The 21,685-nt window shown below is 56.0% G+C and carries 19 protein-coding genes; 14 read left to right on the forward strand and 5 right to left on the reverse strand.

What is annotated here, in order from left to right; translation table 11 throughout:
• Nucleotides 1-32 precede the first annotated feature (32 nt).
• A complete protein-coding gene (ald, locus tag B9L21_RS02255; RefSeq protein WP_063165021.1) occupies nt 33-1,148 on the forward strand; it encodes an alanine dehydrogenase in 1,116 nt (371 codons plus the stop codon).
• Between the two features lie 140 nt (nt 1,149-1,288).
• Here the strand turns inward: ald and B9L21_RS02260 are convergent, their stop codons facing one another.
• Nucleotides 1,289-2,383, reverse strand: coding sequence for a M24 family metallopeptidase (locus B9L21_RS02260; protein WP_063165022.1), 1,095 nt, complete (start codon nt 2,381-2,383; stop codon nt 1,289-1,291).
• Nucleotides 2,384-2,521: 138 nt separating this feature from the next.
• Between B9L21_RS02260 and B9L21_RS02265 the strand changes: the two genes are divergently transcribed.
• Both B9L21_RS02265 and B9L21_RS02270 read left to right on the forward strand, forming a co-directional pair.
• Nucleotides 2,522-3,202: a metal-dependent hydrolase gene (locus B9L21_RS02265; RefSeq protein WP_063165023.1), complete on the forward strand. Its 681-nt coding sequence runs from the start codon at nt 2,522-2,524 to the stop codon at nt 3,200-3,202.
• A gap of 269 nt (nt 3,203-3,471) precedes the next feature.
• Nucleotides 3,472-4,779: a CBS domain-containing protein gene (locus B9L21_RS02270; RefSeq protein WP_063165024.1), complete on the forward strand. Its 1,308-nt coding sequence runs from the start codon at nt 3,472-3,474 to the stop codon at nt 4,777-4,779.
• A gap of 77 nt (nt 4,780-4,856) precedes the next feature.
• Here the strand turns inward: B9L21_RS02270 and B9L21_RS02275 are convergent, their stop codons facing one another.
• Nucleotides 4,857-5,165, reverse strand: a complete 309-nt coding sequence (locus B9L21_RS02275; RefSeq protein ID WP_063165025.1) for a YtpI family protein — start codon at nt 5,163-5,165, stop codon at nt 4,857-4,859.
• A 100-nt stretch (nt 5,166-5,265) separates the two neighbouring features.
• On the opposite strand from B9L21_RS02275, the gene B9L21_RS02280 reads away from it, so the two are divergent.
• The gene (locus B9L21_RS02280; protein WP_063165026.1) at nt 5,266-6,213 is read left to right on the forward strand and encodes a DHH family phosphoesterase; all 948 of its coding nucleotides are present in this window, start codon (nt 5,266-5,268) and stop codon (nt 6,211-6,213) included.
• A gap of 128 nt (nt 6,214-6,341) precedes the next feature.
• Here the strand turns inward: B9L21_RS02280 and ytrI are convergent, their stop codons facing one another.
• On the reverse strand, nt 6,342-6,845 hold the full coding sequence (gene ytrI, locus B9L21_RS02285) for a sporulation membrane protein YtrI (RefSeq protein WP_063165027.1): 504 nt from the start codon (nt 6,843-6,845) through the stop codon (nt 6,342-6,344).
• Nucleotides 6,842-7,183, reverse strand: a complete 342-nt coding sequence (locus B9L21_RS02290) for a YtrH family sporulation protein (protein ID WP_063165028.1) — start codon at nt 7,181-7,183, stop codon at nt 6,842-6,844. The genes ytrI and B9L21_RS02290 overlap by 4 nt, the downstream gene beginning before the upstream one ends.
• Nucleotides 7,184-7,297: 114 nt before the next feature.
• Here B9L21_RS02290 and dnaE point away from each other — a divergent pair, with 114 nt between their 5' ends.
• The 6 genes from dnaE to pyk all read left to right on the forward strand — a co-directional run bounded on the left by dnaE (nt 7,298) and on the right by pyk (nt 16,238).
• On the forward strand, nt 7,298-10,579 hold the full coding sequence (gene dnaE, locus B9L21_RS02295) for a DNA polymerase III subunit alpha (protein WP_063165029.1): 3,282 nt from the start codon (nt 7,298-7,300) through the stop codon (nt 10,577-10,579).
• A 209-nt stretch (nt 10,580-10,788) separates the two neighbouring features.
• The gene (locus tag B9L21_RS02300; RefSeq protein ID WP_063165030.1) at nt 10,789-11,391 is read left to right on the forward strand and encodes a FadR/GntR family transcriptional regulator; all 603 of its coding nucleotides are present in this window, start codon (nt 10,789-10,791) and stop codon (nt 11,389-11,391) included.
• 75 nt (nt 11,392-11,466) lie between these two features.
• On the forward strand, nt 11,467-12,339 hold the full coding sequence (gene accD, locus B9L21_RS02305; protein WP_063165031.1) for an acetyl-CoA carboxylase, carboxyltransferase subunit beta: 873 nt from the start codon (nt 11,467-11,469) through the stop codon (nt 12,337-12,339).
• Entirely contained in the window at nt 12,324-13,301 is a 978-nt protein-coding gene (accA, locus tag B9L21_RS02310) for an acetyl-CoA carboxylase carboxyl transferase subunit alpha (protein WP_063165032.1), read from the forward strand. Before accD ends, accA begins: the two co-directional genes overlap by 16 nt.
• A 186-nt stretch (nt 13,302-13,487) precedes the next feature.
• A complete protein-coding gene (pfkA, locus tag B9L21_RS02315) occupies nt 13,488-14,447 on the forward strand; it encodes a 6-phosphofructokinase (protein ID WP_063165033.1) in 960 nt (319 codons plus the stop codon).
• Nucleotides 14,448-14,474: 27 nt separating this feature from the next.
• Nucleotides 14,475-16,238 (forward strand): pyruvate kinase, encoded by a 1,764-nt coding sequence (pyk, locus tag B9L21_RS02320; protein ID WP_063165034.1) that lies wholly within the window; start codon nt 14,475-14,477, stop codon nt 16,236-16,238.
• Between the two features lie 50 nt (nt 16,239-16,288).
• Here pyk and ytvI read toward each other — a convergent pair whose 3' ends face one another.
• Nucleotides 16,289-17,407 carry a sporulation integral membrane protein YtvI gene (gene ytvI, locus B9L21_RS02325; protein WP_063165035.1) on the reverse strand — a complete coding sequence of 373 codons (1,119 nt, stop codon included), beginning with the start codon at nt 17,405-17,407 and terminating at the stop codon, nt 16,289-16,291.
• Nucleotides 17,408-17,500: 93 nt separating this feature from the next.
• On the opposite strand from ytvI, the gene B9L21_RS02330 reads away from it, so the two are divergent.
• The 4 genes from B9L21_RS02330 to mdh all read left to right on the forward strand — a co-directional run bounded on the left by B9L21_RS02330 (nt 17,501) and on the right by mdh (nt 21,651).
• Nucleotides 17,501-17,956 (forward strand): DUF441 domain-containing protein, encoded by a 456-nt coding sequence (locus B9L21_RS02330; protein ID WP_063165036.1) that lies wholly within the window; start codon nt 17,501-17,503, stop codon nt 17,954-17,956.
• 268 nt (nt 17,957-18,224) lie between these two features.
• Complete coding sequence (gene citZ, locus B9L21_RS02335) at nt 18,225-19,343, forward strand: citrate synthase (RefSeq protein WP_063165037.1); 1,119 nt, start codon at nt 18,225-18,227, stop codon at nt 19,341-19,343.
• A 72-nt stretch (nt 19,344-19,415) separates the two neighbouring features.
• Complete coding sequence (gene icd / locus B9L21_RS02340; protein ID WP_063165038.1) at nt 19,416-20,687, forward strand: NADP-dependent isocitrate dehydrogenase; 1,272 nt, start codon at nt 19,416-19,418, stop codon at nt 20,685-20,687.
• 25 nt (nt 20,688-20,712) lie between these two features.
• A complete protein-coding gene (mdh, locus tag B9L21_RS02345; RefSeq protein WP_063165039.1) occupies nt 20,713-21,651 on the forward strand; it encodes a malate dehydrogenase in 939 nt (312 codons plus the stop codon).
• Nucleotides 21,652-21,685: the final 34 nt, after the last annotated feature.

Below are 21,685 nucleotides of genomic sequence, written 5' to 3' on the forward strand. Positions count from 1 at the left end.
GAAAAGCGAAGGAAACAGGAGGAAAAGCGGCCATGAAAATCGGAGTTCCGAAAGAGATGAAAAACAATGAGAACCGTGTCGCCATCACGCCGGCCGGCGTCATGACGCTCGTCAAAGCCGGGCACGACGTTTACGTCGAAACGAACGCCGGCGCCGAGTCCGGTTTTTCAGATGCGGAGTATGAAAGCGCCGGGGCGGTGATCGTGCCAAACGCCGAGGACGCCTGGGCGGCGGAGATGGTGTTGAAAGTGAAAGAACCGCTGCCGGAGGAGTTCCGCTATTTTCGGCCCGGATTGATTTTGTTTACGTATTTGCATTTGGCGGCGGCCGAAGCGCTGACGAAAGCGCTTGTCGAACAAAAAGTTGTCGGCATCGCCTATGAGACGGTGCAGCTTGCCAACGGCTCGCTGCCGCTTTTGACGCCGATGAGCGAGGTGGCGGGCCGCATGTCGGTGCAAGTCGGTGCCCAGTTTCTCGAGAAGCCGCACGGCGGCAAAGGCGTTTTGCTTGGCGGTGTGCCTGGGGTGCGGCGCGGCAAAGTGACGATCATCGGCGGCGGAACGGCTGGAACGAATGCGGCGAAAATCGCCGTCGGCCTCGGCGCGGACGTGACGATTTTGGACATTAACGCCGAGCGGCTGCGCGAGCTCGATGATTTGTTCGGCGACCATGTGACGACGCTCATGTCCAACTCGTACCATATCGCTGAATGTGTGCGCGAATCGGATCTGGTCGTCGGTGCCGTCTTAATCCCGGGGGCCAAAGCGCCGAAGCTCGTCACGGAAGAAATGGTGCGCTCGATGGCGCCGGGGTCGGTGCTTGTCGATATTGCGATCGACCAAGGCGGCATTTTTGAAACGACCGACCGGGTGACGACCCATGACGACCCGACATACGTCAAGCACGGTGTCGTCCATTACGCGGTTGCCAACATGCCGGGCGCTGTTCCGCGCACGTCGACGTTCGCGCTTACGAACGTCACGATTCCATACGCCTTGCAAATCGCCAACAAAGGCTACCGCGCCGCGTGCCTTGACAATCCGGCGCTGTTAAAAGGGATCAACACGCTAGACGGGCATGTCGTGTACGAAGCGGTGGCGGCAGCGCACAACATGCCGTATACTGATGTTCATCAGTTGTTACAGTGACGAAAAGGCGGGGCGCCTGCTGATTCGCTGAAGAGGGAGCACAAAAAACAGGGCCCGGCCCCCATCTTAATCAAGCACAAAGCTGCCCGAACCGGCCTTGCAACAGGCTGACGGGCAGCTTTCGTTGTGCAGGCAATCCTTTAAACGATGATCAAGTCTTTCGAAAATGATGTCAGCACCTCGACCCCGCTGGCGGTGACAGCGACGTCATCTTCAATGCGCACGCCGCCGATCGCCGGGACGTAAATGCCCGGCTCAATCGTAAACACCATGCCGGCAACGAGCGGCTCGTGGTTGGTGCTATGGAGCGACGGGTATTCGTGAATGTCGATCCCTAAGCCATGGCCGACGCGATGGGGGAAGTATGGGCCGTAGCCCGCTTGTTCAATGACGCTGCGGGCGGCGCGGTCGATCTCCCCCATGGCGATTTGCGGGCGGCAAGCGTCGATCGCCGCCTGCTGGGCGCGCCGGACGGTGTCGTAAATGAGCCGCTGCTCGTCGCTCGCCATCCGGCAGACGACGGTGCGGGTAATGTCTGAACAATAGCCGTCAACGATGACGCCTAAGTCAAACAAGACGAAGTCACCCGGGGCGACCGTCGCCGCTCCTGGGACGCCGTGCGGGTCGGCCGTGCGCGCGCCCGTGAGCACGGTCGTCGGGAATGACATCCCCTCGACGCCGAGCTTTTTCAGCTCATATTCAATGACGGCGACAAGCTCGAGCTCTGTTACGCCTGGGCGGATGGCCGATACGCCGATTTCGATCGCCCGGTCGGCGAGTTCGGCTGCTTGGCGCAACCGCTTCATTTCTTCCTCGTCTTTCATGAGGCGAAGCTGGCGCAGCTTTTCTTCGGCATCCTGCCATTGGGCGTTAGGAAACAGCGCCGAAAGCCGCTCAAAACGGGCGAACGACAAATGATGTTTCTCGACGGCGATGATGGTTGCGTTGATGTTTCGCCTTTGCAGGTGGCGGTGAATCTCCTCCCACGGGTCGGTGCTGTCGTCATAGCCGATCACCGTATCCTCCCAGCCCGCGCGTCGGGCGCGGGGAACTTCCATTTGCGGGCAGACGAGCACGGGTTCGCCCTCGGGAAAAACGAGAAGCGCGAGCAGCCGCTCATGTGGGTCACACCAAAATCCGCTGAAATAAAAGACGTTGGCGCTTGACGTGATCAAGGCGAATGAACTATGTTGTTGTTGAAGCCAAGAGGAAAATGCTTGCAGCCGTTGATTCATCGTTCCATTCCTTCCTTTTTTGCTATGGTTTATTTTGAGCGTACCAAGAAACAGGCAGCTTGTAAATGGACAAGCGGGAAAAGAAGGAAATGGACGCGCGGCGGCGAACCATGTTTAAGTGGAAAGGAGAGATGGACAATGAAAATCAGTTACCATGGCCATTCGGTCGTCCGCATTGAAACGAACGGAAAAACGATTTTGATCGACCCGTTCATTACCGGCAACGCGACGACTGATTTGAACGCGGCGGATGTGAAGGCGGATGTCATTTTGTTGACGCACGGGCATGGCGACCATGTCGGCGACACTGTTGATATCGCCAAACGAAACAACGCGCTTGTCGTGGCGACGTTTGAACTGGCGACGTATTTGAGCTGGCAAGGGGTCGAGACGTTCGGCATGAACATCGGCGGGGCGCGCCAGTTTGATTTTGGCACCGTCAAGTTGACGCAGGCGTTTCACAGCTCCGGCTTTGTGACCGATGGCCAACAAATCATTTATTTAGGCATGCCGACCGGCATTTTGTTCACCGCTGAAGGCAAAACGATCTACCATGCCGGTGACACCGGGCTGTTTTCTGACATGAAGCTGATCGGCGAGCGCCATTCAATCGATGTGGCGTTTTTGCCGATCGGCGACAGCTTTACGATGGGGCCGGAAGACGCGGCGGTCGCCGCCGAGTGGCTCGGTGCCAAACTGGTCGTGCCGATTCATTACAACACGTTCCCGCCGATTGTGCAAGATCCGGAGCGGTTCACCTCGCTCCTTCCGCCGGGCGTCGGCCGCGCATTAAAGCCGGGCGAAAGCATCGAACTGTAAAGCAAGCGCTCTTCCCCAGACGGGAAGGGCGCTGTTTCAATCAGTGCCCCGCTCTACCAATCCCTCTTTGCGACATCATTCCCTAAGGAGAAATGGTGTTACTTATGACATGCTCATTCGCCTTTGGATCGGTTGATTCATGATGAAACAAGATGAACATGCCGCAGGGAGAGAACGGGAAGATCGCCGCTGCCTCCTGCCTAACCGTTGAACCCCCGCCGCCGCCACCGTTATAATAAAAGTAACAATGCGTAAAGGGTGAAGGACCGTTGGCGACAAAACATGAACAAATTTTAGAATACATCCATCGGCTGCCGATCGGCGAGAAAATTTCCGTCCGCCAGATCGCCAAAGAAATGGGCGTGAGCGAAGGAACGGCGTACCGGGCGATCAAGGACGCGGAAAACAAAGGGTATGTGAGCACGATTGAGCGCGTCGGCACGATTCGGATCGAGAAGAAGCGGAAGGAAAACATCGAAAAGCTCACGTACGCCGAAGTCGTCAACATTGTCGACGGGCAAGTGCTCGGCGGGAAGGAAGGGCTGCATAAAACGCTGAACCGCTTTGTCATCGGCGCGATGCAGCTCGAGGCGATGATGCGCTATACCGGGGCGGGCGATTTGTTGATTGTCGGCAACCGGACGAAGGCGCATGAACTCGCGCTGCAGGCTGGGGCGGCAGTGCTCATCACCGGCGGGTTTGATACGGCCGACCACGTCAAAAAGCTCGCCGATGAGCGGCAGCTGCCGATCATCTCGACAAGCTACGATACGTTTACTGTGGCGACGATGATCAACCGTGCCATTTACGACCAGTTGATCAAAAAAGAAATTGTGCTCGTCGAGGATATTATTATCCCGCTGGAAAAAACAGCGTACTTGCGCGTCGATGATCCGGTCGAGCGGTGGTATGCGTTAAACAAAGAAACGCGCCACAGCCGCTTTCCGGTCGTCGATGACGATTGGAGAGTGCAAGGGATTGTAACAGCGAAAGACGTGCTTGATATGGATCGCCAGCTGCCGATCGAAAAAGTGATGACGAAGCAGCCGATTACGGTGAACGGAAAAACGTCGGTCGCTTTTGCCTCCCACATTATGGTATGGGAAGGGATCGAACTTTTGCCTGTTGTCGATGACCACCACCGGCTGCAAGGAATCATCAGCCGCCAAGATGTGTTAAAAGCGCTGCAGATGGCACAGCGCCAGCCGCAAGTCGGCGAAACGATCGATGATCTCGTCACCGCTCAGTTTCGCGAGTCAGGAGACAAAGAGACGCTGTTTCGCTGCTCGATCACCCCACAAATGACGAACTATTTAGGGACGCTCTCGTACGGCGTGTTTACGACGATCGTCACCGAGGCGGCGGCGCGGATGCTGCGGGCGTACAAACGCGGCGATTTAGTGATGGAAAGCATCACCATTTATTTCATCAAGCCGGTGCAAATTGACAGCACGGTCGATGTGCAGGCAAAGCTGCTTGAGCTCGGGCGCAAGTTCGGGAAAGTGGATGTCGAGGTGTATAACGAAGGGGCCATCGTCGGCAAGGCGATGATGATGTGCCAGCTGATCGACCGATAAAAGCAAAAAAGAATGTCCATTCCATATTTGGACATCCTTTTTCCTTTCCGGTTAGCCGGCGCATGCACTGCTCCCTGTTATCCTTGTTTCGCCGCTTCTTCCGCTTCTTTGACCGCCTGCGGCAAATAATGGCGATAGGCGCGATAGCCGGCCCAAACGCTGCCAAAGCCCAGGGCGATAAAAATGGCGGAGACGATGTACGTCACCGTTGTCGAATACAAAAACAGTTGGTTGATGCCGAACAACGCGACAAACAATCCGAGCGCCATGCTCGATTTCGCCGAGAAAAACTGGCGCTCGATCGGACGACGGGCGCGGACATAGCGGATTTTATAATAGACGTAAAACGAAAAGGAAAATATAATGAAAATAACCAATGCTGGCATCGCTGCTCCCTCCGTTGTCCATTTCTTTTTCCATTGTACATAGAAACGGAAAAAAAGGCCAGCGGTTGAAAATGACAGGTGATCCAAAAGGGGAAGAACAATGAGAGAACAATGCCAAGAAATTTTAGATGCCATTCGCCAATTTGAGACGATCATCATTCACCGTCATGTGCGCCCGGATCCGGACGCGTACGGGTCGCAAGGCGGATTGGCCGCGCTGCTTCAGGCGTCGTTTCCGGAAAAGCGGGTGTATGCGGTCGGGACAGATGACCCGTCGTTGTCGTTTTTGCGGAAAATGGATGCCATTGACGATGTGGTCTATGAACAGGCGTTGGTCATCGTCTGCGACACAGCCAACGAGGAGCGGATTTGCGACAGCCGCTACCGGCTCGGGCGGAAGCTCATTAAAATCGACCACCACCCGAACGACACGCCGTACGGTGACATCATGTGGGTCAATACAGACGCCAGCTCGACGAGCGAGATGATTTACGAGCTGTATTTGGCCGGGAAAGATCAAGGGCTGACGATGACGGCTGAGGCGGCGCGCTTGATTTATGCTGGCATCGTCGGCGATACGGGCCGCTTTTTGTTTCCGCGCACGAGCGAAAAAACGTTCCGCTACGCCGGGGAGCTCATTTCGTACGGCTTTTCCCTTTCGGAGCTGTATGACGGGCTGTACCGGACGAGCCTGCCGCTGGCGCGTTTGAGCGGTTACGTATTATCCCATTTCACGATCGACGAAGGGGTGGCAGCGGTGAAAATGCCGCGGGCGCTCCTTGAAGAGTACGGCGTCACCCCGCTCGAGGCGTCGCAGCTTGTCGGACTGCTCGGCAATATCGACGGCATTGTCGCCTGGGTGTTTTTTATTGAGGAGGAGAAAGACATTCGCGTCCGCTTCCGCTCGAAAGGGCCGATCATTAACGTTGTCGCCAAACGGCACGGCGGCGGCGGCCATCCGCTTGCGGCCGGCGCTTCCATCGCGTCATGGGAAGAAGCGGACCGCGTTGTTGAAGACGTGAAAGCCGCTTGCCGAGCTGGGCGGTAAGGGAATGCGGCCGCTCTTTTAGACAAAGAACGATATAGGCCGATGCGGCAATGAGAAAAGGTGTCCCGACGCTTTGGGGACACCCTCTTTTGCCGCCGACGGGCAATGGCGCGCAGCCGGACGCTTGATTACGGGAGCGGCGTTAATTTTACTTCGACAGCTAAGACGGTAAAAATGGTGAGTGTGTGAATTTGAAGCCGGTATGGTTTTTCGTGGATCGTATACGTTTTGTTTTCGATGGCCCGCTTGATCAATTCGCGGCTGTTGTATACTGTTTCAATGTCCTTTGTAATTAAATGGGACAAGTCTTCTTTGACGCTGTCTTCGATACGGAACGTCGTGTACGAGTCAAGTTTGTATTGCTCGGCGTTGGCGAGATGAACGGAAACGTCTTGCACGGTCAGCTTTTTTTTCATTTCTTTGTTGTAATGGATATAGTCTTCTTGCCAAATGCGGATTTCATTTTGCAAATCGGCGATCTGCTCGTTGAGCTCATTGACATGCCGCACTTGTTTTTCCTGCAGGACGCCGAAAATATATAAAAAGACAAACCAGCTAATCAGCGCTCCGATCGCTGCGCCGGCGAAAAAGCGCTGCCATGACGGGGATTGGTAATACGGAGGAATTCTCATGGCGAAATGTGCTCCTGCGTCAGCCACGTAATGATCGCTACCCCTGTTTGCGCGCCGCCCATGGCGGACAAAATAAGCAAAAATTGCCGTACGATATCTTTCGTTTCTCCAAGAAACAGCCCTCGCTCGACGACGTAAAACGTATCAAACGTCCCGCCGATGGCGGCCACCACCGCCCAAATGCGCAAATCGCCGGCGAACCGATACATGGCGGTCAGCGGCTGGCCGCCGCTCAAAAAAGCGCCGAGCGCGCCGATCATGGCGCCGCCAAGCAGCACGCCGACCGCGATGAAATAGCTTTGGATAAATGCCGGCAAAAAGGCCACTTTTTCGTTCATCTGTTTCCCCGCCCTTTCTTTATCTTTTACTATGTATATCAACAAATTGGACGGAATATGTAGCCGAAGGAAAAGTTTCTGCCCGTGAAACGTACGGATGAAGGAGGGATGGCCATGACGTTTGTCCATTTGCATGTGTTAAGCGGATACAGCTTGCTGCAAAGCACGGCGACGGTCGAGGCGCTTGCGGCCAAAGCGAAACAGCTCGGCTACGAGGCTTTGGCGCTCACGGACCGCCATGTGCTGTATGGCGCCATTCCGTTTTACCGGGAGTGTCAGCGCCACGGCCTTCGCCCGATCATCGGCATGACGGCTGATGTCGCCCTTGACGGGGATGGTGTGGCATTTCCGCTCGTCCTGCTGGCGGCCAATGAGGAAGGATATCGCCATTTAATCGAGATCAGCACAGCGGTTCAAATGGGGGAAGAAAAGCATATTCATGAAGTCGCCCTCCGCCGTTTGAGCGGCGGCATCATTGCCCTCACTCCGGGGCCGGACGGACGGGTTGAATCGCTGCTTGCCGCCGGAGAGATTGCGCGGGCGAAAGAATCGCTGCTTCGCTACCGGCAGCTGTTTGCCGGCCGTTTGCATATAGCCATCCGGCGCGGCGAGCGGACGCGCGCTCCATACGAAGGCGGGCTGCTGCGGCTGGCTGAAGAGACCGGCGTTCCGATCGTTGCGACGAACGATGTCCGCTACGTTGAGCGCGAGGATGCACTCGCATGGCGCTGCTTGCAGGCGATTGACCGAGGGGTGCCGCTTGCAGATATGGCGGAAGAGGCTGGGCGTTATTTGGCGGCGCCAGACGAGATGGCCCGCCGCTTTGCTGATTTGCCGGAGGCGCTTGCCAACAGTATGAAGATCGCCAATCAATGCGCGCTCCATATCGAGTTCGGCCGCCGGCGGCTGCCGAAGTTTCCGGTGCCGGATGGAGAGACGGCGGATGGCTATTTGCGCCGCTTGTGCGAACAAGGGCTCGCCCGCCGCGTGCCATCAGCTGACGCACGCTACCGGGAACGGCTTGAGCATGAGCTGCGCATCATTCAAACGATGCGTTTTAGCGACTATTTTTTGATCGTCGCCGATGTGCTCGCCTATGCCCGTCAGCGCGGCATTTTGACCGGCCCGGGCCGCGGCTCGGCGGCCGGGTCGCTCGTCGCCTACGTTTTGTCGATCACCGATGTCGATCCGATCCAATACGGGCTCTTGTTTGAGCGGTTTTTAAACCCGGAACGGGTGTCGGTCCCGGATATTGATTTAGATTTCCCCGATGACCGCCGCGAAGATGTGATCCGCTATGTCGTCGGCAAATACGGCCGTGACCGCGTCGCGCAAATCATTACGTTCGGCACGTTCGGCGCCAAAGCGGCGCTGCGCGAGACGGCAAAGGCGCTTGGCGTCCCCAGGCGCGAAGCGGAACAAGTTATGGCGCTGCTGCCGAACAAACAAGGCGTGACCATCAGCCAATGGCAGCGCGAATCCGCCGCCTTCCGCCGCGCGTTCAGCGCCCTCCCTAACGGGGAGCGGTGGCTTGCGATCGCCCAAAAACTCGAAGGGCTGCCGCGCCATACGTCGATCCACGCTGCTGGCGTCGTCATCAGCCCGGAGCCGCTCATGCGCGATGTGCCGCTGCAGCCAAGCCATGGCGAGTGGCCGCTTACGCAATACGCCATGGGGGCGTTAGAAGCGCTTGGTCTGTTGAAAATCGATTTTCTCGGCTTGCGCACGTTGTCGCTGCTCGGAGAGATGGTGCGCCTCGTCGAACGGCAGACGGGAAAGCCGTTTGACGTGCGTGCGTTGCCGCTTGATGATGAAAAAACGTATGCGCTGCTTGGCGCTGGGGATACAAGCGGCGTTTTCCAGCTTGAGTCAGGCGGCATGAAGCGCGTGCTTGCCGAACTGCGTCCGTCGACATTGGAAGAGGTCGTCGCCGTCAATGCGCTGTACCGGCCGGGGCCAATGAACATGATTCCCACTTATATCCGGCGCAAGCGCGGCGAAGAGGCGATTTCGTATCTCCATCCGGACCTTGAGCCGATTTTGGCCCCGACATACGGCGTTCTCATTTACCAAGAACAAATTATGCAAATCGCCGCCCGGCTCGCCGGGTTTTCGCTCGGCAAAGCGGATGTGCTCCGGCGGGCGGTGGCGAAAAAGGAAAAAGCGCTGCTCGCTGAATATCGGGAAGAATTTGTGGCCGGCTGCGCAGCGAACGGCTATCCGGCGCCGATGGCCGAGGAGTTGTACCGGCAAATCGTCCGCTTCGCCGATTATGGCTTTAACCGAAGCCATGCCGTCAGCTATACGCTGTTGTCGTATGCGATGGCGTACATGAAAGCCCATTACCCGCGTTGCTTTTATGCGGTCATGCTCTCGAACGCGTCCGGTGATCGGGAAAAAATGGCGCTTTATAGCCGTGAGGCGTCACGAAAAGGCATTCCGATCCTGCCGCCGTCGGTCAACCGGAGCGGCTATCGGTTCACCGTGGAAGGGGAGGCGATCCGCGCGGGGCTGGCGGCGGTGAAGCACGTCGGCTCGGCGGCGAAGCTCATCATGGACGAACGAAGGGAGCATGGGCCGTTTGCCGACTTTTTTGATTTTGCCGTTCGCCTGCTGCCAAAGGGGTTGGCGCGTCCAGCGCTTGAGGCGCTGATTTCCGTCGGCGCGTTTGACGAGTTGGGCGGGGAGCGGGGGGCACTTTTGGCCAGCATGGAGATCGCCATCGAACACGTGCAATTGATGGGGCCATACTTAGAGGCTGGCGGGCTGTCGCTCAAACCGAAATACGCGGATGCACCGCCGCTTTCCCCTGCCGAGCGGCGGCAGCGGGAAAACGAATGGCTCGGCTTCGCTGTCACCCCGCACCCGGCCGTCGTCTGCCGCCCGCTGTTTCAAGCGGCTCGGGCGGTGCCCATAGCGGAAGTGCACGGTTCGCCGGCCGTTGTCGGCGGCTGCATCGCCGAGCTGCGGAAAACGAGAACGAAGTTCGGGGATGAAATGGCGTTTATCACGGTCAGCGATGAAAGCGGAGAAATGGAGGCGGTCGCTTTTCCGTCCGTCTATGCCCGCGCGGCTGGCGAACTTGCGGAAGGGAATTTTGTGCTGCTCGCGGGAACGATGGAGATGCGCGCCGGACGGCGGCAGCTCGTTCTCCGCCGGGTGGAACGTCTGTCGGCGTCGGCGCTGTATATTCATGCGCGGCTTGCTGACAAACCGCGGCTTTCCGCGCTCAAGCCGCTGCTTGAACAGCATCGCGGCAGCACTCCGGTTTATTTGTACGATGAAGTCAAGCGGACGCTCCTCCGCCTGCCGGAGCAGTATGGCGTCGCGCTGACCGCGCCGCTTATTGATGCATTGACCGCTTTGTTCGGCGCCGGTGGCCTAGCCGTCAAATAAATCGCCCTTTACTATTTCGTTATTTTGTTATATCGTATAACCATTAGGTGGTCAGACCAGTATGGAAGCTAGAAGGCAGGGGAAACAGCGGCTTCTCGTCATTCAACGGCTTTGAAGGCCGTTAAAGAGCAGGATTCATAAGTTTTTTCATTGGAGAAATATCCTTATTACCGAATCGCCGGGAGGGATCTCCGTTCAACGACGAAAAAGTGTATGCCGAGACGCTCAAGCATATTCACCGCCTCATTGTTCACGATGGCCTCGCCCCCGGCGACAGACTGCCGTCGGAGCGGGAGCTCGCTGAACGGCTCGGTGTCGGCCGTTCGTCGGTGCGCGAGGCGCTGCGGGCGCTCGAATTTCTCGGCCTGATTGAGACGCGGCGCGGGGAAGGTACATACATGCGCGAGATCGGCAGCCATCAGCTGATCGATTTGCTGGCGATGTTTTTGCTTGAAAATGAACGGGCGAAAGCCGACTTGGCGGAAACGAAATGGCTTGTCGAACGGTTGCTGCTTGAGCTTTTCTGTCAACGCCGTAGCGAGGAAGCCATAAGCAGGCTTGAAAAAACCGTTCGCCAAAAGCCGATCGATTTCGAGCGATTTTTTCAGACGGTCGCCGAGGAGGCCGACAATTATTTGCTTGTCCGCATTTGGCGGGCGCTGTCCGCGTTTGCGGCCGCCTTTGCGCCGAAGCCGCCGCTTGCGGATTCGTTTTATGACCAGCTGCTAGCAGCATTGAAAAAGCGCGATCGGACGGAAGCCGTCGCCGTATGGGAGGCGCATCGGCCCTGGCCATTGTCGAAAAAGAACTGACACCGTTTGACAAACAATCCTACCTATTTTCGATAAAGTAGTAGAGAGGCGAAAACGCAAAGGAGGGGCTCCCTCGTGTGGAAAGATTTGTTTGTAAAAAAGAAAAAATATGCGGCACTCCCTTCCGAGCAGGTGAGGGCCGAAGTGCCGGAAGGCGTGATGACGAAATGCCCGCAATGTAAAAAAATTATGTATACAAAGGAATTGGTGAAAAACTTGCGCGTTTGTTTAAGCTGCGGTTACCATCATCCGATGCCGGCGCGCGAACGGATTGCCAGCATGCTTGATGACGGCAGCTTCCGCGAGTATGATGCCGGCATGGTGTCGGTCAACCCGCTTGGGTTTCCCGGCTACAGCGAAAAGCTGGAAGAAGACCGGCGCAAATCAGGGCTAAACGAGGCGGTCGTTACCGGCGAAGGGACGCTTGAAGGCCATCCGCTCGTCATCGCCGTGATGGACTCGTCGTTCCGCATGGGCAGCATGGGCTCCGTTGTCGGCGAAAAAATCGCCCGCGCCGTCGAGCGGGCGCGCGAACAACGGATGCCATTTCTCATTTTTACCGCTTCCGGCGGCGCCCGCATGCAAGAAGGAGTGCTAAGCCTGATGCAAATGGCCAAAACGAGCGCCGCGCTCAAACGATTCAGCAATGACGGCGGCTTGTTTATTTCCGTTATGACCCATCCGACGACGGGCGGCGTGTCGGCAAGTTTCGCCTCGCTTGGCGATTACAACTTCGCCGAACCCGGGGCGCTCATCGGTTTTGCCGGCCGCCGCGTCATCGAGCAGACGGTGCGCGAAGAGCTACCGGAAGATTTCCAGACGGCGGAGTTTTTGTTAAAGCACGGCCAGCTGGATGCCGTCATTCACCGCCATGAGCTCAAAGAGAAGCTCGCGATTGTGTTCGCAATTCATGCGGGAGGAGGGGAATCGGGATGGTGGCGGAATTAGAATTTGAAAAGCCGCTTGTTGAGCTGCGCCGCAAAATTCAAGAGCTGAAAGAGTTTATGAAAACGGCGGACGTCGATTTGTCGGCGGAAATCGAGAAACTGGAGGCGCGGCTCGCCAAGCTTGAGAACGAAGTGTATGCGAACTTGACGCCGTGGGACCGCGTACAAATCGCCCGCCATCCGCAGCGGCCGACGACGCTTGATTATATTGAGCGGCTGTTTACGAACTTTCTCGAATGCCATGGCGACCGCTGCTTTGGCGATGATGAGGCGATCGTCGGCGGCATCGCCGATTATGATGGGCTTCCGGTGACAGTCATTGGCCACCAGCGCGGCAAAGATACGAAAGAAAACTTGCGCCGCAACTTCGGCATGCCGCACCCGGAAGGCTACCGGAAGGCGCTCCGGCTCATGAAGCAGGCGGAAAAGTTTTCCCGTCCGATCATTTGCTTTATTGATACAAAAGGCGCCTATCCGGGCAAAGCGGCCGAAGAGCGCGGCCAAAGCGAAGCGATCGCCCGCAACTTATTTGAAATGGCGGGACTGACGGTGCCGGTCGTCTGCATCGTCATCGGCGAAGGCGGAAGCGGCGGGGCGCTGGCGCTTGGTGTCGGCAACCACATTCATATGCTCGAAAACTCCACGTACTCGGTCATTTCGCCGGAAGGGGCGGCGGCCATCTTATGGAAAGATGCATCATTGGCGCAGCGGGCGGCGGAAACGATGAAAATTACCGCTCACGACTTAAAGACGCTTGGCGTCATTGATGAAATCATTCCGGAAGTGAAAGGCGGCGCCCACCGCAATGCCGACGAGCAGGCGAAAGAAATCGACCGCGTGCTGCGCGCTTCGCTTAAGCAGCTGCTGGCGCTCGACGGCGAGGCGCTCGTGGAACAGCGCTACGAAAAATTTAAACAAATGGGCCAAGTCTCGTTTTTACAAGAGACGATTCGGGCAAGATAAGGAAAAAAGCTGTCTCCTTCTGTGGGACAGCTTTGTTCTGTTCAGAAAAACTTGTTCGTGTAAGCCGTTTCAGCGAAGGCTTCCATATTGTGTTCCGTAGTGGTTCATGGTACATTAGGAATGTTCAAGAGCGACAGACGTATGAGGTCGGACGTGTTGAATTTGATGTAAATGAGGTGGAAAATCATGAAACGGATTGGTGTATTGACAAGCGGCGGCGACTCGCCGGGGATGAACGCGGCCATTCGTGCTGTCGTCCGCAAGGCGATTTACCACGGCGTGGAAGTGTACGGCGTCTACCATGGCTATGCGGGGCTGATCGCCGGCAACATCAAAAAGCTGGAAGTCGGCGATGTCGGCGATATTATCCACCGCGGCGGCACGATGCTCTATACGGCCCGCTGTCCGGAGTTTAAGACGGAGGAAGGGCAGAAAAAAGGGATTGAACAGCTGAAAAAGCACGGCATTGAAGGGCTCGTTGTCATCGGCGGCGACGGTTCGTACCAAGGGGCGAAAAAACTGACTGAACATGGCTTTCCGTGCGTCGGCGTGCCGGGGACGATTGATAACGACATTCCGGGCACGGATTTTACGATCGGCTTTGATACGGCGTTGAATACCGTCATTGATGCCATTGACAAAATCCGCGATACGGCCACCTCGCACGAACGGACGTACGTCATCGAAGTCATGGGCCGCCATGCCGGCGACATCGCCTTATGGTCCGGTCTTGCCGGCGGGGCGGAAACGATTTTAATTCCGGAAGCGGACTATGATATGAACGACGTCATCGCCCGCTTGAAACGCGGCCATGAGCGCGGCAAAAAACATAGCATCATCATCGTCGCCGAAGGGGTTGGCAGCGGCGTTGACTTCGGCCGGCAAATTCAAGAGGCGACCGGGTTTGAAACGCGCGTCACCGTTTTAGGCCATGTGCAGCGCGGCGGGTCGCCGACCGCGTTTGACCGCGTTTTAGCGAGCCGTCTTGGCGCCCGTGCGGTTGAACTGCTGCTCGAAGGAAAAGGGGGCCGCTGCGTCGGCATCCAAAACAACCAGCTTGTCGACCATGACATTGCCGAAGCGTTGAGCCAGAAACATACGATCGATCAGCGGATGTACTTACTGTCAAAAGAACTGTCCATCTAATTCCCGAGGGGAAAGGAAGAAGAAACGATGAAGCGGAAAACGAAAATCGTCTGTACCATTGGGCCGGCAAGTGAAAGTGTGGACAAGCTCGTACAGCTCATTGAAGCGGGAATGAACGTGGCCCGTCTGAACTTTTCACACGGCGATCACGAGGAGCATGGACGGCGCATTGCCAACATTCGCGAGGCGGCGGAGCGGACGGGCAAAACGGTCGCCATTTTGCTCGATACGAAAGGTCCGGAAATCCGGACGCACAATATGGAAAACGGAGCGATTGAACTGAAAGAAGGGGCGAAGCTCGTCATTTCGATGAGCGAAGTGCTCGGCACGCCGGAAAAAATCTCGATCACTTATCCGGGATTGATTGACGATGTATCCGTCGGTTCGAAAATTTTGCTCGACGACGGGCTGATCGGCCTTGAGGTCACTGCGGCCGACAAACAAGCCGGAGAAATCGTGACGACCGTTTTAAACGGCGGTGTGCTGAAAAACAAAAAAGGGGTCAACGTCCCGGGCGTGCGCGTCAACTTGCCAGGGATTACCGAGAAAGACCGTGCTGACATTTTGTTTGGCATCCGCCAAGGAATCGATTTTATCGCCGCTTCGTTCGTGCGCCGGGCGTCCGATGTACTCGAAATTCGCGAGCTGCTTGAGGCGCACGATGCCCTCTATATTCAAATTATCGCCAAAATTGAAAATGAAGAAGGCGTCGCCAACATCGACGAAATTTTAGAAGCGGCCGACGGCCTGATGGTGGCCCGCGGGGATTTAGGCGTCGAAATCCCGGCTGAAGAAGTGCCGCTCATCCAAAAGCTGTTGATCAAAAAGTGCAATATGCTCGGCAAGCCGGTCATTACGGCGACGCAAATGCTCGATTCGATGCAGCGCAATCCGCGGCCGACGCGGGCGGAAGCAAGCGACGTCGCCAACGCTATTTTTGACGGCACGGACGCCGTCATGCTTTCCGGGGAAACAGCGGCCGGCCACTACCCCGTCGAAGCGGTCAGAACGATGCACCAAATCGCGCTCCGCACCGAACAGGCGCTTGAGCACCGCGACATTTTGTCCCAGCGTACAAAAGAAAGCGCGACGACGATTACTGATGCCATCGGGCAGTCGGTCGCCCATACGGCGTTGAATTTGGATGTCGCCGCGATCGTCACGCCGACGGTGAGCGGAAAAACGCCGCAAATGGTGGCAAAATACCGCCCGAAAGCGCCGATTATCGCCGTTACCTCAAACGAAGCGGTATCGCGCCGGTTGGCGCTCGTCTGGGGCGTCTATACGAAAGAAGCGCCGCATGTGAACACGACCGATGAAATGTTGGATGTGGCCGTCGATGCGGCGGTGCGTTCCGGTTTGGTGAAGCACGGAGACTTGGTCGTCATCACGGCCGGCGTGCCGGTCGGGGAAACCGGTTCGACGAACTTAATGAAAGTGCACGTCATCAGCGATCTTCTCGCCAAAGGGCAAGGCATCGGCCGCAAGTCAGCGTTCGGCAAGGCCGTTGTGGCGAAAACAGCGGAAGAAGCGCGGCAAAAAATGGTCGACGGCGGCATTTTAGTCACGATCAGCACCGATGCCGACATGATGCCGGCGATCGAAAAGGCGGCGGCGATCATTACGGAGGAAGGCGGGCTGACAAGCCATGCCGCCGTTGTCGGTTTAAGCCTTGGCATTCCGGTCGTCGTCGGGGTGACCAACGCGACAAGTTTGTTTAAAGACGGGCAGGAAATTACCGTCGACGGCGGGTTTGGCGCTGTCTACCGCGGCCATGCGAGCGTCTTGTAATGCGGTTGTCGACCAACGAAAACAGCCTTGGCCATAAGCCAAGGCTGTTTTTATGAGACCGGCTTGCCGATGATAAAGCGCCAAATGTCGCGAAAGACGTTGGCGCTATGGAGCGTGCGGATGATGACGAGCGCGACCGGACCGGCGATCAGTCCGAGAAAGCCGAGCAGCTTGAAGCCGACAAACAAGGCGATGAGCGTCGCGAGCGGGTCAAGGCCGATCGATGAGGAGAGCACTTTCGGCTCCATAATTTGCCGTTGGACGAGAACGACGATATACAACACGCCGAGCCCGATCGCAAACGGGATGTCGCCGCTGACCGCCGCGTAAATGATCCAAGGAACGAACACAATCCCCGTCCCTAAGTAGGGCAAAATATCAACGAACCCGATGATCAAGGCGATCGTAATGGCGTAATCGACGCGCAAAATAAGCAAGCCGATCAGCACGATGACCGTCGTAATCGAAATGAGCGTCGCCTGCGCCTTAATAAAGCCAAACAGCGCCCGCTTCAAATCAAGAAACACCGTTTTTCCGCTCGTGCGGGCTTTCGCCGGCAGCCATTGCTGCACCATCCGCATGAGGCGATGCCAGTCTTTGCTGATGAAAAATGTCGCGAGAAGCGAAAAAATAAACACCGTCGCCGCGTTCGGCAGCCAGGCAAGAAGCTGCGGAATGTTTTGCAGCACGCGCTGGATAAATTCGCCGACCGTCGTCGCGATTTGCGTCCCGACCGCCTGGATGTTTTGCATAATCGTATCTTGTTGGTTAGCGTTTAAGCTTTTAAACAAGACCGCCAAGTCTTGATAGAGCGGGATGAGCTGATTGGCGGCAAACGACTCCATATACGCAATGAGCGCTTGGAATTTTTCCGGCACAACGTCGGCCAAGTATTGCGTTCCGGAAACGATTTCGGCAATTAACAGCGTCACGATTCCAGCGACGGCGGCAAACAGGACGATCAACGTAATGCTGACGGCGAGCCAGCGCGGCATTTTCGCCCTCCGCTCTAAAAAATCAACGAGCGGATTGATGAAAAGCGCGATAAAAAAGGCAATAATAAACGGGTACGTCACCGTCGAGACATAGTACGCGGCAATGGCGCCGAACACAACGGCGGCGATGACAATGAGCAAGCGCAAAAAACGGTCGACATAGACTCGGGACAATGTTTCACCCCCAACGGTTCTCCATACTGATATATTACATGTTTCTTTACGAAGAAGCAAAAAGACAAGTTTCAGAGGAAAGGGCGGACGATCGTGAACGAACCGGTGTTGTTTTTGCTCTTGTTGCTGGCGATCGGGATGCTGGCGAAAAATCAGTCGCTCGTTATCGCCATTGCCGTGTTGCTGGCCATCAAACTGTTCGGCTTGGACGGGCGGTTGCTGCCGGCCATTCAGGCGAAAGGAATCAACTGGGGGGTTACGGTGATTACGATTGCCGTGTTGGCGCCGATCGCCGCGGGAGAGATCGGTTTTAAGCAGCTCGTCGGCTCGCTGCAGTCGGCGGCAGCTTGGATTGCGCTCTTATCCGGCATTTTTGTGGCGCTAATTGCCAAAGGCGGCGTGACGCTTTTGGCCAATGATCCGCACATCACGGCGGCGCTCGTGTTCGGCACGATCATTGCCGTATCGCTGTTTCACGGGGTGGCAGTCGGGCCGTTAATTGGCGCAGGCATTGCCTATACGGTCATAAAAATGGTAGAATATTTTTGAAGCTGGGGCGAGAATCGTTATTCCTGTGTAATAATCTTTTGCCAAATGGATGCATTCCCATTCACAAAAGTCTGATAATTGTTTATAATAATAGGCGTAAGCAAGTTTTCGGGTCAAGCAACACGCACGCTGCCGCAGCAGGGCGGCAGCCGGTGCGGCAATGTAAGCACTTTCGTGTGCGGATTTGTTTTTGCATCCATTTCGAGCAAGCGCTCATCGGCCATCGGTCGTTATGGCCGGAACTTATGAAGAGAAGGGGAGATTGAACATGACAGTAACCCGTGGGTTAGAGGGAGTTGTGGCCACAACTTCAAGCATCAGTTCGATCATCGATGACACGTTGACGTATGTCGGTTATGACATTGACGATTTAGCCGAAAACGCTTCCTTCGAAGAAGTCGTTTATTTGCTCTGGCATCGGGTGCTGCCGACAAAAGAGCAGCTGGCGGAGCTGAAACAGCAGCTTGCTGAAAATGCGGCCATTCCGAACGAAATCATTGAGCATTTTAAATTATATCCGATCGATCAAGTGCACCCGATGGCGGCGTTGCGCACGGCGATTTCGCTTCTCGGCCTCTATGATGAAGAAGCGGATGTCATGACGAAAGAGGCAAACTATCGGAAAGCGATTCGCCTGCAGGCAAAAATCCCGACGATCGTCACCGCATTCGCCCGCGTGCGCAAAGGATTGGAACCGGTTGCGCCGCGCCAAGATTTAAGCTTTGCCGCCAATTTCTTGTACATGCTTACCGGTGAGGAGCCGAACGAGATCGCGGAGGAGGCATTCAACAAGGCGCTCGTGCTTCATGCCGACCATGAGCTGAACGCGTCGACGTTCACGGCGCGCGTCTGCGTGGCGACGCTGTCAGACATTTATTCCGGCATCACCGCTGCGATCGGTGCGTTAAAAGGGCCGCTTCACGGCGGGGCGAACGAAGCGGTCATGAAAATGTTGACGGAAATCGGCACGGTCGACAACGTTGAGCCGTACATCCGCGGAAAACTGGCCAACAAAGAAAAAATCATGGGCTTTGGCCACCGCGTCTACCGGAAAGGCGATCCGCGCGCCAAGCATTTGAAAAAAATGTCGGAAAAGCTGACGAAGCTAGTCGGCGAACCGCACTGGTATGAAATGTCGACGAAAATTGAAGAGATCGTCACATCGGAAAAAGCGTTGCCGCCGAACGTTGACTTTTATTCCGCCTCGGTTTACCATTGTTTAGGAATCGATCATGATTTATTTACGCCGATTTTTGCCGTGAGCCGGACATCGGGATGGCTGGCCCATATTTTAGAGCAATACGACAACAACCGTCTCATTCGTCCGCGCGCGGAATACACCGGCCCGGGCAAGCAGGTGTACGTTCCGATCGAACAGCGCGGCTAAACAAGTGGACAAGGCGGTGAAGGCAAGTCCTTCACGCCTTTTCAATAAAAAATGGCATTGGGGGTTTTACTCGTGACGCAAGGGGAAAAAATTACTGTCACCAATGGTGTGCTCAACGTTCCAAACAATCCGATCATTCCGTTCATTGAAGGGGACGGAACCGGCCCGGACATTTGGGCAGCCGCTTCGCGCGTGCTCGAAGCAGCGGTGGAAAAAGCGTACAAAGGCGAGAAGAAAATCGTCTGGAAGGAAGTGCTCGCCGGTGAAAAGGCGTATAAACTGACGGGCAGTTGGCTTCCGGATGAAACGTTGGAGACGATTCGTGAATACATAATCGCCATTAAAGGGCCGTTGACGACGCCGGTCGGCGGCGGCATCCGCTCGCTGAACGTGGCGCTCCGCCAAGAGCTCGACTTGTTCGTCTGCCTCCGCCCGGTCCGCTACTTCCAAGGCGTTCCGTCGCCGGTCAAACGGCCGGAAGATACGGATATGGTCATTTTCCGCGAAAACACGGAAGACATTTACGCCGGCATCGAGTATGCGAAAGGCACGCCGGAAGTGAAAAAAGTGATCGACTTTTTGCAAAACGAAATGGGTGTGCGCAAAATCCGCTTCCCGGAAACGTCCGGCATCGGCATCAAGCCGATTTCTGAAGAGGGAACGAAGCGGCTCGTGCGTGCGGCGATCAACTATGCGATCGAACACGGCCGCAAATCGGTCACGCTCGTCCATAAAGGGAACATTATGAAGTTCACCGAAGGGGCGTTTAAAAACTGGGGCTACGAGCTGGCTGAACAAGAGTTCGGCGATAAAGTGTTCACATGGGCGCAATACGACCGCATCGTTGAAGCGGAAGGAAAAGAAGCGGCGAACAAAGCGCTGGCGGACGCGGAAGCGAATGGCAAAATCATCATTAAAGACGCCATCGCCGACATCTTCCTGCAGCAAATTTTGACGCGCCCGCGCGAGTTTGACGTCATCGCGACGATGAACTTAAACGGCGACTACATTTCCGACGCGCTCGCGGCCCAAGTCGGCGGCATCGGCATCGCGCCGGGGGCGAACATCAACTATGAAACCGGACATGCCATTTTCGAAGCGACGCACGGAACGGCGCCGAAATACGCTGGCTTGGACAAAGTCAATCCGTCGTCCGTCATTTTGTCCGGCGTCATGATGTTTGAGCATCTCGGCTGGAATGAAGCAGCTAAATTGATTATTCAAGCCATGGAAAAAACGATTGCGTCCAAAGTTGTAACGTACGATTTCGCCCGCCTGATGGAAGGGGCAACCGAAGTGAAATGTTCGGAATTTGCTGATGCGCTCATCCGCAATATGGACTAACCATTTAAGAAGGGGATGGCAAACGATGGCGATGAAACGGAAAAAAATTTCGGTCATTGGCGCCGGATTTACGGGGGCGACGACGGCGTTCCTTTTGGCGCAAAAAGAACTTGGCGACATCGTGCTTGTCGACATTCCACAGCTTGAGAATCCGACGAAAGGGAAAGCGCTCGATATGCTTGAGTCGAGCCCGGTGCTCGGCTTTGACGCAAACATCATCGGCACGTCGGATTACGCCGACACGGCGGACTCCGACATCGTCGTCATTACGGCCGGCATCGCCCGCAAGCCGGGAATGAGCCGCGACGACTTAGTGACGACAAACCAAAAAATTATGAAACAGGTGACGAAGGAAGTCGTCAAATACTCGCCAAACTGCTACATCATCGTCTTGACGAATCCCGTCGATGCGATGACGTATACGGTCTTTAAGGAGTCGGGATTCCCGAAAAACCGCGTCATCGGCCAATCGGGCGTCCTCGATACGGCGCGCTTCCGCACGTTCGTCGCCCAAGAGCTGAACGTTTCAGTAAAAGACGTCACCGGGTTTGTGTTGGGCGGCCATGGCGACGATATGGTGCCGCTCGTCCGCTACTCATATGCCGGCGGCATTCCGCTTGAAACGCTGATTCCAAAAGACCGTCTGGACGCCATCGTTGAGCGGACGCGCAAAGGCGGCGGTGAAATCGTCAACCTGCTTGGCAACGGCAGCGCCTACTACGCGCCGGCTGCTTCGCTCGCCGAAATGGTCGAGGCGATTTTGAAAGACCAACGCCGCATTTTGCCGGCGATCGCCTACCTTGAAGGCGAATACGGCTATGAAGGCATCTATCTCGGCGTGCCGACGATCTTGGGCGGCAACGGCATCGAGAAAGTGATCGAGCTTGAGCTGACCGAGGACGAAAAAGCGGCGCTCGCCAAGTCGGTCGAGTCGGTCAAAAACGTCATGCGCGTGTTAGAATAACGATAAAGCAAAAATTCGGGCATTGTCCCGAATT

This window comes from Geobacillus uzenensis, assembly GCF_002217665.1.
GTDB classification, from domain to species: Bacteria; Bacillota; Bacilli; order Bacillales; family Anoxybacillaceae; genus Geobacillus; species Geobacillus subterraneus.

Bases quoted from the DNA above. Each gene is read 5' to 3' on its own strand.
- ald (WP_063165021.1), top strand. From the start codon at position 33: ATGAAAATCGGAGTTCCGAAAGAGATGAAAAACAATGAGAACCGTGTC.
- B9L21_RS02260 (WP_063165022.1), bottom strand. From the start codon at position 2,383: ATGAATCAACGGCTGCAAGCATTTTCCTCTTGGCTTCAACAACAACAT.
- B9L21_RS02265 (WP_063165023.1), top strand. From the start codon at position 2,522: ATGAAAATCAGTTACCATGGCCATTCGGTCGTCCGCATTGAAACGAAC.
- B9L21_RS02275 (WP_063165025.1), bottom strand. From the start codon at position 5,165: ATGCCAGCATTGGTTATTTTCATTATATTTTCCTTTTCGTTTTACGTC.
- B9L21_RS02280 (WP_063165026.1), top strand. From the start codon at position 5,266: ATGAGAGAACAATGCCAAGAAATTTTAGATGCCATTCGCCAATTTGAG.
- ytrI (WP_063165027.1), bottom strand. From the start codon at position 6,845: ATGAGAATTCCTCCGTATTACCAATCCCCGTCATGGCAGCGCTTTTTC.
- B9L21_RS02290 (WP_063165028.1), bottom strand. From the start codon at position 7,183: ATGAACGAAAAAGTGGCCTTTTTGCCGGCATTTATCCAAAGCTATTTC.
- dnaE (WP_063165029.1), top strand. From the start codon at position 7,298: ATGACGTTTGTCCATTTGCATGTGTTAAGCGGATACAGCTTGCTGCAA.
- accA (WP_063165032.1), top strand. From the start codon at position 12,324: ATGGTGGCGGAATTAGAATTTGAAAAGCCGCTTGTTGAGCTGCGCCGC.
- pfkA (WP_063165033.1), top strand. From the start codon at position 13,488: ATGAAACGGATTGGTGTATTGACAAGCGGCGGCGACTCGCCGGGGATG.
- pyk (WP_063165034.1), top strand. From the start codon at position 14,475: ATGAAGCGGAAAACGAAAATCGTCTGTACCATTGGGCCGGCAAGTGAA.
- citZ (WP_063165037.1), top strand. From the start codon at position 18,225: ATGACAGTAACCCGTGGGTTAGAGGGAGTTGTGGCCACAACTTCAAGC.
- mdh (WP_063165039.1), top strand. From the start codon at position 20,713: ATGGCGATGAAACGGAAAAAAATTTCGGTCATTGGCGCCGGATTTACG.